This window comes from Pseudomonas fluorescens, assembly GCF_902497875.1.
Lineage (GTDB): Bacteria > Pseudomonadota > Gammaproteobacteria > Pseudomonadales > Pseudomonadaceae > Aquipseudomonas > Aquipseudomonas fluorescens_BR.
This window is the reverse complement of sequence record NZ_CABVHY010000016.1, coordinates 153,518-168,826: the sequence shown is the minus strand read 5'-3', so window position 1 is coordinate 168,826 and position 15,309 is coordinate 153,518. Positions and strand designations below refer to the sequence as shown.

General features: G+C 59.6%; 10 protein-coding genes and 1 pseudogene. 5 read left to right on the top strand and 6 right to left on the bottom strand.

Features of this window, described 5'->3' with window-relative positions:
• Positions 1-175: 175 nt before the first annotated feature.
• The 4 genes from prpC to prpD all read left to right on the top strand — a co-directional run bounded on the left by prpC (position 176) and on the right by prpD (position 6,923).
• Positions 176-1,303, top strand: a complete 1,128-nt coding sequence (gene prpC, locus F8N85_RS17805) for a 2-methylcitrate synthase (RefSeq protein WP_150804854.1) — start codon at positions 176-178, stop codon at positions 1,301-1,303.
• Positions 1,304-1,505: 202 nt separating this feature from the next.
• Positions 1,506-4,100 (top strand): Fe/S-dependent 2-methylisocitrate dehydratase AcnD, encoded by a 2,595-nt coding sequence (acnD, locus tag F8N85_RS17800; protein WP_150804853.1) that lies wholly within the window; start codon positions 1,506-1,508, stop codon positions 4,098-4,100.
• Between the two features lie 59 nt (positions 4,101-4,159).
• Complete coding sequence (gene prpF, locus F8N85_RS17795) at positions 4,160-5,350, top strand: 2-methylaconitate cis-trans isomerase PrpF (RefSeq protein ID WP_150804852.1); 1,191 nt, start codon at positions 4,160-4,162, stop codon at positions 5,348-5,350.
• An 88-nt stretch (positions 5,351-5,438) separates the two neighbouring features.
• On the top strand, positions 5,439-6,923 hold the full coding sequence (gene prpD, locus F8N85_RS17790; protein ID WP_150804851.1) for a 2-methylcitrate dehydratase: 1,485 nt from the start codon (positions 5,439-5,441) through the stop codon (positions 6,921-6,923).
• 264 nt (positions 6,924-7,187) lie between these two features.
• On the opposite strand, the gene F8N85_RS17785 is transcribed toward prpD, so the two are convergent.
• The 5 genes and pseudogenes from F8N85_RS17785 to F8N85_RS17765 form a co-directional block, all read right to left on the bottom strand.
• The gene (locus F8N85_RS17785; RefSeq protein ID WP_150804850.1) at positions 7,188-7,916 is read right to left on the bottom strand and encodes an alanyl-tRNA editing protein; all 729 of its coding nucleotides are present in this window, start codon (positions 7,914-7,916) and stop codon (positions 7,188-7,190) included.
• Positions 7,917-7,918: 2 nt separating this feature from the next.
• Positions 7,919-8,911 carry a serine O-acetyltransferase gene (locus F8N85_RS17780; protein WP_150804849.1) on the bottom strand — a complete coding sequence of 331 codons (993 nt, stop codon included), beginning with the start codon at positions 8,909-8,911 and terminating at the stop codon, positions 7,919-7,921.
• 20 nt (positions 8,912-8,931) lie between these two features.
• Complete coding sequence (locus tag F8N85_RS17775; RefSeq protein ID WP_150804860.1) at positions 8,932-9,846, bottom strand: PLP-dependent cysteine synthase family protein; 915 nt, start codon at positions 9,844-9,846, stop codon at positions 8,932-8,934.
• Positions 9,847-9,873: 27 nt separating this feature from the next.
• Positions 9,874-11,755, bottom strand: a pseudogene (gene moeB, locus F8N85_RS17770) (molybdopterin-synthase adenylyltransferase MoeB).
• A gap of 24 nt (positions 11,756-11,779) precedes the next feature.
• A complete protein-coding gene (locus tag F8N85_RS17765) occupies positions 11,780-12,718 on the bottom strand; it encodes a DMT family transporter (RefSeq protein ID WP_150804859.1) in 939 nt (312 codons plus the stop codon).
• Between the two features lie 99 nt (positions 12,719-12,817).
• On the opposite strand from F8N85_RS17765, the gene F8N85_RS17760 reads away from it, so the two are divergent.
• Positions 12,818-14,242 carry a PLP-dependent aminotransferase family protein gene (locus tag F8N85_RS17760; protein WP_150804848.1) on the top strand — a complete coding sequence of 475 codons (1,425 nt, stop codon included), beginning with the start codon at positions 12,818-12,820 and terminating at the stop codon, positions 14,240-14,242.
• An 85-nt stretch (positions 14,243-14,327) separates the two neighbouring features.
• Here F8N85_RS17760 and F8N85_RS17755 read toward each other — a convergent pair whose 3' ends face one another.
• A complete protein-coding gene (locus tag F8N85_RS17755) occupies positions 14,328-15,146 on the bottom strand; it encodes a pyruvate, water dikinase regulatory protein (RefSeq protein WP_150804847.1) in 819 nt (272 codons plus the stop codon).
• Between the last annotated feature and the right edge of the window lie 163 nt (positions 15,147-15,309).

Sequence of the window (15,309 nt, the reverse complement as noted above, 5' to 3'; positions counted from 1 at the left end):
GATCAAAAGATCGCAGCCTCGTTTCACTCGGCAGCTCCTACAGGAATGTTGCCGGGCTCGGTCACCGAGTAGGAGCTGTCGAGCAACGCGAGGCTGCGATCTTTTCAGCATCACCAAAGAACCTGATGAAACACAGCTTGCCGATTCCCTAACAAATTCAAGATTGGAGAGAGCAATGGCCGAAGCAAAAGTATTGAGTGGCGCCGGGCTACGTGGCCAGGTTGCCGGGCAAACCGCACTGTCCACAGTCGGGCAATCGGGCGCCGGGCTGACCTATCGCGGCTATGACGTTCGCGAACTGGCTGCCGACGCGCGGTTTGAAGAAGTGGCTTACCTGCTGCTGTACGGCGATCTGCCGAACAAGGCGCAACTGGCTGCTTACATGAGCAAACTGAGCACGCTGCGCGACCTGCCGCAAGCCTTGAAGGAAGTGCTCGAACGCATTCCTGCCGACGCGCACCCGATGGACGTGATGCGCACGGGTGCTTCGTTCCTCGGCAATATCGAACCGGAGAAGGATTTCTCTGCGCAACATGACGTCACCGACCGGATGCTGGCCGCGTTCCCGGCGATCATGTGCTACTGGTATCGCTTCAGCCACGATGGCCTGCGGATCAACTGCGTCACTGATGAAGAATCCATCGGCGGGCATTTCCTGCACTTGCTGCATGACAAAAAACCGAGCGAGTTGCACCGCAAAGTCATGGACGTTTCGCTGATCCTCTACGCGGAACACGAGTTCAATGCCTCGACGTTCGCCGCACGGGTTTGCGCCTCGACCTTGTCAGACATGTTCTCCTGCGTAACGGCTGCTATCGGTACCCTGCGCGGCCCGCTGCACGGCGGCGCCAACGAAGCGGCGATGGAAATGATCCAGAAGTTCCAGTCCCCCGAAGAGGCCATCAAAGGCACCCTCGGCATGCTCGAGCGCAAGGACAAGATCATGGGCTTCGGTCACGCGATCTATAAAGACAACGATCCGCGTAACGAAGTGATCAAGGGCTGGTCGAAAAAACTCGCCGACGAAGTGGGCGACAAGGTGCTGTTCCCGGTTTCCGAAGCCATCGACAAGACCATGTGGGAGCAGAAGAAGCTGTTCCCCAACGCTGACTTCTACCATGCCTCGACGTACCACTTCATGGGGATCCCGACCAAGCTGTTCACGCCGATTTTCGTCTGCTCGCGCCTGACCGGCTGGGCCGCGCACGTGTTCGAACAGCGCGCCAACAACCGCATCATCCGCCCGAGCGCCGAGTACACCGGCGTCGAACAGCGCAAGTTCGTGCCAATCGAACAACGCTGACCGGTGGGTGCCGGCGCTGGCAGCTGAATGAAACCGAGAACCCTGTGGGAGCGAGCTTGCTCGCGATGACGGACTGACATTCAACATCAATGTCGACTGATACACCGCTATCGCGAGCAAGCTCGCTCCCACACTAAACCGAGTTCGCTTCAGCTCCAGTACCAGGCGCCCCCTCTGAATTTACCGTGACCGAGTCCTGACGATGAATACTGAATTCCGCAAACCGCTGCCCGGCAGCCATCTGGATTACTTCGACGTCCGTGCGGCTGTCGAGGCCATCCAGCCCGGAGCCTATGACACCCTGCCGTACACCTCCCGCGTGCTGGCGGAAAACCTGGTGCGTCGCTGCGACCCGGCCACGCTCACCGAATCCCTGAAACAATTCATCGAACGCAAGCGCGACCTCGACTTCCCGTGGTTCCCGGCTCGCGTGGTGTGCCACGACATTCTCGGCCAGACCGCGCTGGTCGACCTCGCCGGCCTGCGCGACGCCATCGCCCTGCAAGGTGGTGATCCCGCGCAAGTGAACCCGGTAGTGCCGACTCAATTGATCGTCGATCACTCCCTGGCCGTTGAATCCGGTGGCTCCGATCCCGAGGCTTTCGAAAAGAACCGCGCCATCGAAGACCGTCGCAACGAAGACCGCTTCCACTTCATCAACTGGACCAAAAAAGCCTTTAAGAACGTCGACGTGATCCCGCCGGGCAACGGGATCATGCACCAGATCAACCTGGAGAAAATGTCTCCGGTGATACAGGTGCGTGATGGCGTGGCCTTCCCTGATACCTGCGTCGGTACCGACAGCCACACCCCGCACGTCGATGCCCTGGGCGTGATCGCTATCGGTGTCGGTGGTCTGGAAGCTGAAAGCGTCATGCTCGGCCGCGCCTCCTGGATGCGTCTGCCGGAAAGCGTCGGCGTCGAGCTCACCGGCAAGTTGCAGCCGGGCATCACCGCCACCGACATGGTACTGGCGCTGACCCAGTTCCTGCGCCAGCAAAAGGTGGTTGGCGCCTGGCTGGAGTTCTTCGGTGAAGGTGCCTCGGCCCTGACCTTGGGCGATCGCGCGACCATCTCCAACATGGCCCCGGAATACGGCGCCACCGCGGCGATGTTCTATATCGACCAACAGACCATCGACTACCTCAAGCTCACCGGCCGTGAAGACGAACAGGTGAAACTGGTCGAGAGTTACGCAAAACTGACCGGCCTCTGGGCCGACAGCCTGAAGGGCGCCCAATACGAACGTGGGCTGACCTTCGATCTGTCCTCGGTGGTGCGCAACATGGCGGGCCCGAGCAATCCTCACGCCCGTGTCGCCACCTCGGACCTCGCGGCTCAAGGTATTTCCGGCCAGTGGGACGACGTTCCCGGGCAAATGCCGGATGGTGCGGTAATCATCGCCGCCATCACCAGTTGCACCAACACCAGTAACCCGCGCAACGTCATCGCCGCCGGCCTGTTGGCGCGCAATGCCAACAAGCTCGGGCTGACCCGCAAACCCTGGGTCAAGTCGTCCCTGGCACCCGGTTCGAAAACCGTTGCCTTGTACCTGGACGAAGCGGCCCTGACGACTGAACTGGAGCAATTGGGCTTCGGTATCGTGGCTTTCGCCTGCACCACCTGCAACGGCATGTCCGGCGCGCTGGATCCGCTGATCCAGCAGGAAATCATTGACCGCGACCTGTACGCCACCGCGGTGCTCTCCGGTAACCGCAACTTCGACGGGCGGATTCACCCGTACGCCAAGAATGCGTTCCTCGCGTCGCCGCCACTGGTGGTGGCTTACGCCATTGCCGGGACCATCCGTTTCGACATCGAGAAGGATGTGCTGGGCCTGGATGCCAACGGCAAGGAAATCCGCCTGAAAGACATCTGGCCAAGCGACGAAGAGATCGACGCGGTGGTCAAGGCTTCGGTGAAGCCGGAGCAGTTCCGTCAGGTCTACATCCCGATGTTCGCCATCGAGGAAGACACCGGTCCCAAGGTTGAGCCGCTGTACGACTGGCGCGAGATGAGCACCTATATCCGCCGTCCGCCGTACTGGGAAGGCGCGCTCGCCGGCGCTCGTCCGCTCAAGGGCATGCGCCCTCTGGCGGTGCTGCCGGACAACATCACCACCGACCACTTGTCGCCGTCGAACGCCATCATGCTCGACAGCGCAGCCGGTGAATACCTCGCCAAGATGGGCCTGCCAGAGGTGGACTTCAACTCTTACGCCACCCACCGCGGCGACCACTTGACCGCCCAACGCGCGACCTTTGCCAACCCGAAACTGTTCAACGAAATGGTCCAGGAAAACGGCAAGGTGATACAGGGTTCCCTGGCTCGCGTCGAGCCGGAAGGCCAGGTCATGCGCATGTGGGAAGCCATCGAAACTTACATGGAGCGCAAGCAGCCGCTGATCATCATCGCCGGCGCCGATTACGGTCAGGGCTCGTCCCGTGACTGGGCGGCCAAGGGCGTACGCCTGGCCGGTGTGGAAGCTATCGCTGCCGAAGGCTTCGAACGAATTCACCGCACCAACCTGGTGGGCATGGGCGTGCTGCCGCTGGAGTTCAAACCGGGCACCGATCGCAAGACTCTGGGCATCGACGGCAGTGAAACCTTCGACGTAATCGGCGAACGCATCCCGCGCAGCACCCTGACCCTGGTGATCACCCGCAAGAACGGCGAGCGTCTCGACGTGCCGGTCACTTGCCGCCTCGACACCGCCGAAGAAGTCTCGATCTATGAGGCTGGCGGCGTGCTGCAGCGTTTCGCCCAGGACTTCCTCGAATCGGCTGTTGCCGTCTAACCCGACGTGCAGCGGCGGGCCGACAAGGTCTCGCCGCTGCCAATAAGGAAACCCGCTCCATGGCTCACGCACCACAAATCAGGATTCCCGCCACCTATATGCGCGGCGGCACCAGCAAAGGCGTGTTCTTCAGCCTGCAAGACCTTCCCGAATCCGCACAGGTCCCGGGCGCGGCCCGCGATGCACTGTTGCTGCGGGTAATCGGCAGCCCCGACCCTTATGACAAACAGATCGACGGCATGGGCGCGGCGACCTCGAGCACCAGCAAGACGGTGATCCTGGCGAAAAGCACCCAGGCCGACCATGATGTCGATTACCTGTTCGGTCAGGTCTCTATCGACAAGCCGTTCGTCGACTGGAGTGGCAACTGCGGCAACCTCTCGGCTGCGGTCGGCGCATTCGCCATCAGCAGCGGCCTGGTGGACGCCAGTCGCCTTCCGCGCGACGGCGTGGCCATCGTACGCATCTGGCAAGCCAACATCGGCAAGACCATCATCGCCCATGTGCCCATCACTGATGGCGCGGTGCAGGAAACCGGTGACTTCGAACTCGACGGCGTGACCTTTCCGGCCGCCGAAGTCCAGCTCGAATTCATGGACCCGGCCGCCGAAGAAGAGGGTGGAGGGGGTTCGATGTTCCCTACGGGCAATCTGGTGGATGATCTGGAGGTGCCCGGCGTCGGTACGCTCAAGGTGACCATGATCAATGCCGGGATCCCGACCATCTTCGTCAATGCCGAGGACATTGGTTACACCGGTACCGAACTGCAAGGCCAGATCAACGGCGACCCCAAGGCGCTGGCGATGTTCGAGACCATTCGCGCTCACGGCGCATTGCGCATGGGCCTGATCGAACACCTCGATGAAGCTGCCAAGCGTCAGCACACACCCAAGGTCGCCTTCGTCGGCAAGCCTGCCGATTACCTCGCCTCCAGCGGCAAGCCGGTGGCCGCGGGTGACGTCGACCTGCTGGTGCGCGCACTGTCCATGGGCAAGCTGCACCACGCCATGATGGGCACCGCCGCAGTCGCCATCGGCACCGCCGCGGCGATTCCGGGCACCCTGGTCAACCTCGCCGCGGGCGGCACTGCGCGCAACGCGGTACGCTTCGGTCATCCATCGGGCACCCTGCGCGTAGGCGCCGAGGCTAGCCAGGTCAACGGTGAATGGACCGTGAAAAAAGCCATCATGAGCCGCAGTGCGCGGGTGTTGATGGAAGGCTGGGTGCGTGTGCCTGGTGATGCATTCTGAGAAAACCCATCCCCAAAGGAGCTGTGTAGGAGCTATGTAGGAGCTCCTACAGGGGGTAACGTTTCACCCTTAGCGGAGTAAATGGACCATGAGCGCCAACGTCGACCTGAACATCCGCCCCGACTACGACACCGTCCTGCAGGACATTGCCGACTACGTCCTGACCTTCAAGATCGAGTCCACAGAAGCTCTGGACACCGCCCGCAACTGCCTGATGGACACCCTCGGTTGCGGTCTGCTGGCCTTGCGTTTCCCTGAGTGCACCAAGCACCTGGGGCCTCTCGTCGAAGGCACCATCGTCCCTTTTGGCGCCCGCGTCCCCGGTACCAGTTTTCGGCTTGATCCAGTCAAGGCGGCGTGGGACATCGGTTGCATCGTCCGCTGGCTCGACTACAACGACACCTGGCTGGCGGCCGAGTGGGGCCATCCGTCCGATAACCTCGGCGGGATTCTTGCGGTCGCCGATCACCTGTCACAGAAACGTGTGGCCAATGGCGACGCGCCGTTGACCGTGCGCGCGGTGCTGGAAGCGATGATCATGGCCCACGAGATCCAGGGCGTGATCGCCCTGGAAAACTCCTTCAACCGGGTCGGCCTGGACCACGTGATCCTGGTCAAAGTCGCCTCCACGGCGGTCACCGCGAAACTGATGGGCGCCAACCGCGAACAACTGCTGTCCGCGCTGTCCCATGCATTCGCCGATGGGCAGGCGCTGCGCACCTACCGCCACGCACCGAACGCCGGTTCGCGCAAGTCCTGGGCAGCGGGCGATGCGTCCAGCCGGGGCGTGCGTCTGGCAGATATCGCCCTGCGCGGTGAAATGGGCATCCCCGGCGTGCTGACGGCAAAGCAGTGGGGCTTCTACGACGTGCTGTTCAGCCATACCAACAAGGATCTGGCGCTCAAGCCTGAAAACCAGCGGGTCTTCAGCATCACGCAGAAGTACGGCAGCTACGTGATGGAGAATGTGCTGTTCAAGATCAGCTTCCCCGCCGAGTTCCACGCGCAAACCGCCTGCGAAGCCGCGGTCACTCTGCATCCGCAGGTCAAGGATCGTCTGCACGAGATCGAGAAGATCGTTATCACCACCCACGAGTCGGCGATCCGCATCATCTCCAAGGTCGGTAAATTGGCCAACGCTGCTGACCGCGATCACTGCATCCAGTACATGACTGCCGTGCCGCTGGCGTTCGGCAATCTGGTAGCCGAGCACTACGAAGACGAGTTCCACGCGGCTCATCCAATCATCGACGAGTTGCGCGAGAAGATGGTCATCGTCGAAGACCCGCGTTTCACCCGCGAATACCTGGAAGCCGACAAGCGCTCCATTGCCAACGCGATTCAAGTGTTCTTCAGCGACGGCTCAAGCACCGAACAGGTCGTGGTTGAATACCCGATCGGCCACCGCCGTCGTCGCGTCGAAGGCATTCCATTGCTGGAAGACAAATTCAAGGCGAACCTGGCGACTCGCTTCACCGCCCAGCGCTCGGCGGAAATCTTCGCCCTGTGCAAGGACCAGGCTGCGCTTGAAGCGACGCCGGTCAACCGCTTTGTGGATTTGTTCGTGATCTGAGGGGTGTTTGCACCCTGTGTCATCGTGATGGATCTGTTGCATGTAACCCCCGTAGGAGCTGCCGCAGGCTGCGATCTTTTGATTTTGCTTTGGTGCAATTTTTAAAGATCAAAAGATCGCAGCCTCGTTTCACTCGACAGCTCCTACACAGCTCCTACACAGCTCCTACGTAGCTGCTACACCGACCGTGTGTCACCGTGATTGATCGGTTGCACGCAACCCCCGTAGGAGCTGCCGCAGGCTGCGATCTTTTGATCTTGCGGTTTATTCGAAACGCAAAATCACTCGCCGGTTGTGCTTGCTCTTTTTCTCGATTTTTTCGCAGAAGACCCGGCCAATTTCTTCGGTATTGATGACGTGGGTACCTCCGCAAGGCTGGATATCGACGCCGTTTATTTCGATGACCCGGACCGCGCCTTGTATGACCGGCGGCGCGACGGCTTGAGTGCGGGTTATCTGCAGCAGTGTGGCGTACTCGGACGCCGGCATGGACAGCTGTTTCACCTCCAGGGCTTGAGCCACGAGGGCGTTCAGTTGCTCGGTGATGCGTTCCTTTTCGAGGGTCATTTCTGGCAGGTCGAAATCCAGCCGGCCTTTGTCATGACTGATGCTGCACCCGGTGACTGGAGCATCGATGATCGAGCACAGCAGGTGCAGGCACGTATGCATTCTCATGTGCTGGTAACGTCGTTCCCAGTCCAGGCTTGCGTCGATCTTCAGGCCGGCTCGCAGTTGTGGGGGATAAGCCTCCAGTTGATGCCAGATGATCGAACGCAAGAGCGGGTCGCGCACCGTGCCGGTCACCTTGAGGCTGGTGCCGTCGGGCAAGGTGATCAGGCCGGTGTCCCCGGGTTGGCCGCCACCGGTTGGATAAAACAGCGTGTGCTCCAGGGCGATACCCTGATCGCTGACAGCCACGATCCTCGCGTCGAAAGCGTTCTGGTAGGGCGCGTTATCGTAAAGCGCCAGGGTTTCCATCGTGTGTACTGACATGTTCAACCTCCGACAGATTGAGGACGAGCTTGCATCAGGCGCCGGACCATTGCGCTCAAGCCCGGTGGGGCGATCAAGGTAATGTCCTGGTTGGGGCCGCAGACGTGCAGGTTCAGTGGCAGTCGCGGTGGGTAACCCCCATCTTCGCTGTGAAGAATCCGAAACTGCAGGTGGCTGCGCTCTTTGACGGTGACTTCCAGCGCAAGACTGCGCAGCGGTTGAAAGTCTGCATCCAGTAGGGTGACGTGCTGGCTGTTGCTGACTTCACCGACCAGGTGCAAGCGTTCGTTGAGCGCGAAGGCGCCGAGGAAACCGCCATGATCGGACTCTGAAAATTTCTGCAGCTGGATCTGGTTGACGATCTTCACCTTCGTGTCAGCCGGTACGTCATGGGTAATGACGCACGCCGGGGAGATGAAGACATTGTCGCCAATCGTCACGCAGCCAAGAATTCTGGCTCCCGCGCCGATCTCTACATTGTTGCCCAGGCGCGGGTGGCGTTTGCCATTGGGGTTGTTGGCAATTCCGCGCGCGCCCAGCGTCACGCCGCACAGGATGTAGCAGTCGTGGCCAATTTCGCAGGTTTCGCCAATCACCGTGCCGTAGCCATGATCAAGGACAAACCGGCGCCCGATCCGCGCGGCCGGGTGGATCTCGGCGCCCGAAAGCAGCTTGCCCTGGTTGCTGAGTTTTTGCGCGATACAGGGGAAGTAGCGGTCCTCTTCGCCGCCAAGCTTCAACACCTGATGAGCCAGGCGATAGTAGAGAACGGCCTTGAAGGACGCGTACGACTCCAGGATCAGGTTGCCGCGACCTTGCGATGCTGGGTCGCGGGAGGCGAAGGCCATCAGGTCCTCGGCGAGCCACTCGGCCACACAGGGCAGCAAGCTGTGCAAATGGCCGTCCAGCTGCAGCAAATCAGCAGGTTCCAGGGTGTTGATGAGGTGCGCAAGCAACTCATCGTGCAGCTGTTGCATATCAATGAAGCCCCCCATGGAGGCACCCCGCATTTGGATTATTCGAATAAGGGCAGGTAGGCGTCCGCGCTGTCGTAGACCATGGTCAGGACAGTGGAGTGCTCGGGCATTTCCTTGGCCAGGGTGGCAATGGCCACCAGGTTGGCCGCCGATGAAAGCCCCAGGCTGATAGCATCGGTGCGCATGACCCGTTGCATCATTTCCAGGCATTGATCCTTGGAAACCTTGAGCATGCCGTCCAGTACCGAGAGGTTGAGGATGCTCGGCACGATGCCGATCGACAGCCCCTGGATCTGATGCGGCGCGTGCTGGTCATTGAGCAAGTCGCATTCTTCGGGTTCGACGCCCAATACGCGGATGGCAGGCCAGGTCGCCTTGAGTATTTCGCCGATGCCGGTGATATGACCGCCGGTTCCGATTCCGCCGACAAAATAGTCTATCCGACGGCCGGCAAATGCCCGGACAATTTCCCGGGCGGTGCCTTGGCGGTGAGTTTCGGGGTTGGCCGCGTTACGCTGCTGATTGAGCATCACGTAGCGAGGATTCTCCAGTTGCAGCTCCATGGCTTTCTGGCCATGGGAGTTGTTGCCCAGGCGACTGTCGGACAGCACCACTTCGGCGCCATACAGACGCAGCAATTTTTGTTTTTCCGGGCTGTAGTTGTCCGGAATCACCAAAACCACTTTGTAGCCCAGCACGTTGCCCGCCATCACCAGGCCGATCCCGGTGTTGCCACCGCTGGGCTCGATGATGGTCTGTTGTGTGCCACGCACCAGAATGCCTTTGCGCTCGGCATCGAGGATCATGCCCAATGCGATGCGGGCTTTGTGACTGCCTCCGGGGTTCAGCGATTCGAGTTTGACGAAGACCTCGACGCCGAGGTCAGTGGAGAGTTTTTCCAGGCGCACGATCGGCGTTTGGCCGATGACGTCGAGGATCGAGTTATGCAACATCAGATAAGAGCTCATGGCCACCACCTGTCAATACAAAGGCATGTCGGGTTCGACGTCACGAACCCAGCGTTGCATGCCGCCTTCAAGGACCCGGGTATTGGCGAAACCTGCCGCGAGCAAGGTGCTTGCGGCACGTTCGGCGCGTTTGCCGGCGTAACAGATGACGTAGTGGTGATGGTCGCGATCGAGGGAGTCGAGTCGGGTTTCCAGATCTTCCAGCGGGATATGCAGTACGCCGGGCAATTGGCAGACTTCCAGCTCGGTGGCGTCGCGAACATCCAGCAAAATGTGGGCCTGGCCCCTGCATTCCAGCAGTTGCTTGAGCAGGCGCGGCTTTATGTAGCGTTCCTCGGCCAGTGTCGGCGTTGTCGGCACCGCGCTGGCGCAGCTGACGGCGGTTTGTTCGGCAAGCTGGCCGGTGCGCAGGGTCGAGCAGCACGGGCAATCGGCTCGCCGTTTGAAGCGTATTTCAGAGAAATTCATCGCTAGCGCATCGAAACACATCAGGCGCCCGACCAAAGGTTCGCCGATGCCAATGATCAACTTGATCGCTTCGGTGGCCTGGATCATTCCGACAACGCCGGGCAGGACACCGATCACTCCGCCGGCGCTGCAATTGGGCGCCAGTTCCGCAGGTGGGCTTTTCGGAAACAGGCAGCGATAACAGGGGCCGCCGCGATAGTTGAGGACACTGATCTGCCCGTCAAAACGGTAAATCGACCCATAGACCAACGGCTTACCCAGTTCGACGCAAGCATCGTTGATCAGGTAGCGCGTCGAGAAGTTATCGGTACCGTCGACGACCACGTCGTACTGCCCGATCAGTTCCAGGGCGTTGTCAGTGTTCAGCGCCGTGTTATGTGCGTTGATCTGGATATGTTCGTTGAGGTCTTGCAGGCGTCTTTTCGCCGACTCGACTTTGGGCAGGCCCAAGGTGCTTTTGCCATGCACGATTTGCCGTTGCAGGTTGCTGCTTTCCACCACGTCGAAGTCGACCAGCCCCAGTGTGCCGATGCCGGCAGCGGCCAGGTACATGCACACCGGCGAGCCCAGGCCGCCGGTGCCAATGACCAGCACCCTGGCGTTTTTCAGCTTCAGCTGACCTTCGCGGCCGACGCCCGGCAGGGTGATGTGCCGCACATAGCGCTGGACTTCCTCATTGCTCAAGCGGTCCTGATCGATGCCGCCGGACGTGGCGAGCAGGACGTCGATAGTGCCGCCCGCGGGGAATGCATCATCGGGTTCAATCAGCTCGCCATCGGCGGTAAACAGAAAATGTTCCTTGAATTGATTGTTCTCGTATTGGAGGTGCGCGCGCAGTTGCGGGTGCTCGGTGCAGATGCTTTCGAGCACTTCGCGCAACGTCGTGCCGCTGCCTTCAAGTTGCGAATCGGGCAATTTTGCGATGCGAGCCAGGATGTCGGGGAAAGAGACAGCGTTCATGCGCAACTCCGTGTGTAGGTCGGTGGTGGTTTCAAGAAAACGCCTGGCTGCAAATAAAACTCTGACCATTCCATTCGAACAGTTTGGAACCGGATGCCGTGCCGTCACGGACATCGATGACCAGGTAGCTGACCGGATAAATCGGTTCGCCCATGAACAGGGCCTTGTCCTGGTCCTCGTGGCTGAAATACGCACCGACATCGGGGTGCGAGTGATAGATGACCGTAACGGGGTTATCGCTGCGAAAGCTCTTGTTCATCATTAACGTATCGGCCACCGAGAAGGTGTAGCCCTCGGCTGCGGTGCGCTGATAGACCTCGGGGTTGCGCCGGTGCAGCTCGTTCTGAATGTTCTCGCCGATGTAGACGCTGCCATTTTTGAACACAAACCCGCAGCACTCGTCGGGGTAGGTGCTGATGGCGTGTCGATAGATCTGCTCAAGTGCTTGGGTGCAGAGGCCGTCCATGTTTCTCTCGCGAAGTCAGGTGGATCAGTTCTTTTTGGCCAGCAGTTTTTCGACCGGGAGTTTGGTGATTGCGAACCCCGCCAACAGAACTGCCGAATAGATCATCAGGTCTTTGGAGATCGGCTGGCCTTCGTACCAGGAACCGATGACCACGGCGAACACCGGAAAAATAATGAATACGAAGGACAGGATGATCGGGCTCAGGCGCTTGAGCAGCATGAAGTAGACGATGAAGCCGCCGACCGAAGCGACCAGCCCGAGATAGAACAGGGCACTCCAGGAGCGCAGCGTAATGTCACTGAACATCGGCGTTTCGAAGTACAACCCGGCAACGAACAGCATCAGGCCGGCGATGCCGATGGGCAGGGTGTTGTAGGTGATGACGCTGATGGCGCTGCCTTTCTGCTTGGTGATCACGTAGCACAGAGCGTGCATCACGGCCGCGGCGAGGATCGCAATGACCCCCAGGAACTCGGCATGGTCCAGGTGCAATCCCTGACTGCGGATGATCATGTACAGGCTGCCAAACCCGATGCCGATGCCGATGACTTGGGAAAAGTAGATTTTTTCGCGCAGAAACAGCGCGGAAAAAATCAGGATGAACACCGGCATGCAGCTGAACAGCAGCGCCGTGAGCCCCGAAGAAACGTGCATTTCACCGTAGTTGAGCAAGTAGTAGGGAACGCTGAAGTAGGTCAGCGTAACAAACACAAAGAACCAGCGGCTTTCCCTGGGGAACAACACCGGTTCGCGACGCACTTTGGCGAAGCACAGGAACAATGGAAAGGCGATCAGAAAGCGCAACCCCGCGGAGGTCAGCGGCGGCACGCTTTCCACGGCGATCTTGATGCCCAGCCAGGTGGTTCCCCAGCTCAGGCACACAATCAGGAACAGCACACTGGTGATGGCACCCGCCAGCCACTGTTTTTGAGTCTTTTCACTATTTTCGATGACGGCGGACATTGGCATGGCGACATTTCTTCCATGAGATGGAATTGACCTCTATATTGAAGGCTTCATCCAATAATTGAACCTGTTTAAACCACACTATTAGGGCGAATGATGGCTGTCAAAACAAATATTGACATGGTGTCAATTGTTCGAGAGGGGCTTTCGAACGGGCAGGGCGTGAAGTACAAGCGACTGTCCGACGCCATAGAAACGGGGATCCTCGATGGCCTGATCGAGCCCGGCTGCAAGCTTCCCCCCCACAGGACGCTGGCGGACAATCTCGGCGTGACCATTGGCACCATCAGCCGCGCGTACGGTGAGTTGGAGAAGCTCGGGTTGGTGGTGGCGCGGGTCGGTGATGGCACCTTTGTTCGCAAGCGTGGGCTGGAGCGCAAACGCGATGAGGGCTTTCGCAATGTCAGCGAGGAACCCCGGCAGTATTTCGACATGAGCCGCAACACCCACATTCCCGGTCAGGAAACCGCCTTTTTGGCACAGAGTCTTCAAGCCTTGGCCAACAACCCCAAGGTGCTGCAAGACATCAGTCTCTATACCCCGGACGCGGGATTGCCGCGCTATCGTGCCGCTGGCGCGCACTGGTTGAAGCAGAGTGAGTTTTCCCCGAGCGCCGATCAGGTGATCTGCGTCAACGGTGGCCAGCACGGCTTGCTGTGTGCGCTGATGGCGTTGTTACGCCCAGGGGATACGGTCGTCACCGAGCAACTGACCTACCCGGGGTTGATCACTGCGGCCCGCATGCTGGGCATTCGGTTGATTGGCCTGGATATGGACGACGAAGGTTTACTGCCCTCGGCGCTCGAAGAGGTGTGCCGCACGCACCGGGTTTCAGCCCTTTACTGCACACCAACGATTCAGAACCCGACGACCGCCGTGCTTTCGGTTGCGCGTCGAGAGGCGGTGGCCAGGGTTTGTCGCGAGCATAACCTGCTGGTCCTGGAAGACGAAGCCCACGGCGTGTTGGTTGAAGACCGTCTGCCGCCCCTCAGTTACTTCGCGCCGGAACGCACGATTCTCATCAGTAGCTTGAGCAAGGCAGTTTCGGCGGGTTTACGCGTGGGTTACCTGCATGCACCGCAGGCATTGATGAGTCGGCTGGCGGCGGCCTTGAGGTCCACCTGCTGGATGGCGACACCGCTGACCCTGGAGCTTGCAACCGCCTGGATAGAAAACGGAACGGCCGCCCACTTGTTGCAGCAGCAGATTATCGAGATGGGGCGTCGCAAGGCATTGGTCGAGGATCTGCTGGCCGGGCTTGCCTACAAGACGCATTTGAACAGTCCGCACTTCTGGATCGAGGTCCCGGAGCCATGGCGCGCCTCGGAAATCGAAGCGGAACTCAAGCAAAGCAATTACCTGGTCTCGACGGCTGAAGCCTTCGCGGTGGGGCATGCGGCGGTACCGCAGTTCATTCGGGCGAGTATCTGCAATACGTCGGGCGATGATCAAATGCTGCGCGAAGGATTTGAGGCGCTTGCCGCGGCCTTGGGGCAGGGCGCAGGGCGGTTTAGTTTGTGATTGCCTCACGCCAGTACCCACAGGTTATGCGCAAACCCTGTGGGAGCGAGCTTGCTCGCGATAGCGGTCGGACAGGCAAAACAAATTACTTGAATCGCCGCTCCACACCTTTCTCCACCAGAATCTTCGCTGAAATCTCTTCCACCGAAAAATGCGTGGAATTGATGTGCGCGATGTTTTCCCGGCGGAACAGGTTCTCCACTTCCCGGACCTCGAACTCGCACTGGGCATAGCTCGAATAGCGGCTGTTGGGCTTGCGCTCGTTGCGAATCGCGGTGAGGCGGTCCGGGTCGATGGTCAGGCCAAACAGCTTGTGCTGGTGGGCGCGCAGGGCGGTGGGCAGCTGCAGGCGCTCCATATCGTCTTCGGTCAGCGGGTAGTTGGCCGCGCGGATACCGAATTGCATGGCCATGTACAGACAGGTAGGGGTCTTGCCGCAGCGCGAAACACCTACCAGAATCAGATCGGCCTTATCGTAATAGTGCGTGCGGGCGCCGTCGTCGTTGTCGAGGGCGAAGTTCACCGCCTCGATCCGCTCCATATAATTGGAGTTGTGGCCAATTGAGTGGGACTTGCCGACCGAATACGACGAATGCTCGCGCAATTCCTGCTCCAGGGGCGCGAGGAAGGTCGAGAAAATGTCGATCATGAAACCATTTGACGTTGCGAGGATCTCACGGATGTCCTGATTGACAATGGTGTCGAATATTATCGGCCGGAATCCGTCCTTTTCGGCGGCATTGTTGATTTGTTGTACCATGGCCCGCGCTTTATCCACGTTGTCGATGTACGGCCGAATGACTTTGCTGAAGGTAATATTCTCGAATTGCGCCAACAGGCTTTGACCAAGCGTCTCGGCTGTAATGCCCGTGCCATCGGAGATAAAGAAAGCGGATCGTTTCATTTGCGCCTTGGGCCTTAAGCTAGTGACAATTCTTGGATATGATAGGCGCGGTTTGCCGGCCTCGAATGGCCTGCATTCTCACTTATTTTCCAGGTCCAGGCCATAACGCTGGCAAATGCTCCTCTGAGCCGCCGGCGTCCTGAGCTTTTCCAACACAGTTAGT